The 588-nt window shown below is 66.2% G+C and carries 1 protein-coding gene and 1 pseudogene; both read right to left on the bottom strand.

All coding sequences use genetic code 11. The features are described 5' to 3' along the window. Positions 1-207 (bottom strand): annotated as a pseudogene (locus KUM32_RS38455) (N-acetylglutamate synthase); the annotation flags it as partial. 9 nt (positions 208-216) lie between these two features. Then, on the bottom strand, positions 217-588 hold a 372-nt coding region (locus KUM32_RS38450), incomplete at its 5' end, for a BlaI/MecI/CopY family transcriptional regulator (RefSeq protein WP_254406712.1).

Here is a 588-nt window from a genome sequence, read left to right as displayed (position 1 = left end):
CATCACGTGGAGCGCGCCGCAGCCAATGACCTCGCCGTCCTCGTCCCGCTCCGCTACCCAGAACTCCTGGATGTCCTCGTAAAGCGTCACGGTCGCTTTGTCGAGCAGGATGCCCGCGCCGACGTACGCGTCGATGAGACGCCGGACGGCGCGAACATCGGAGGTGCGGGCGCGGCGGACGGTGACGGCTTTTGATAGCGGGGACATGGCCGGACGCTATCGCCCTGCTTCACCGCTTGCGCCGTCGGGCTGGTCGAGTTGCACCACCCGCATGGCATCGCGCAGGGCTTCCCGCTGGCCTTCGGACATCATCCCGAAGAAGGCCACGAGCGCCGCGGCGGGGTTGTCACTGGCGGACCACGCCTCGTTCATGAGTGCGGCGGCGTAGGCGGCCCGGGTGGAGACGGCCTCATATCGATAGGCGCGACCTTCTGCTTCCCGCCGCACCCAACCCTTCTGGTGAAGGTTGTCCAATACCGTCATGACGGTCGTGTAGGCGATGGAGCGTTCCCGCTGAAGGTCTTCCAACACTTCTCGGACGGTGACCGGGCGGTTCCACTTCCACACCCGCGTCATGACCGCGTCTTC

This window comes from Streptomyces sp. AC627_RSS907, assembly GCF_019049165.1.
The sequence above is the reverse complement of the archived record's forward strand: the minus strand, read 5'-3'. Positions and strand labels throughout refer to the sequence as shown.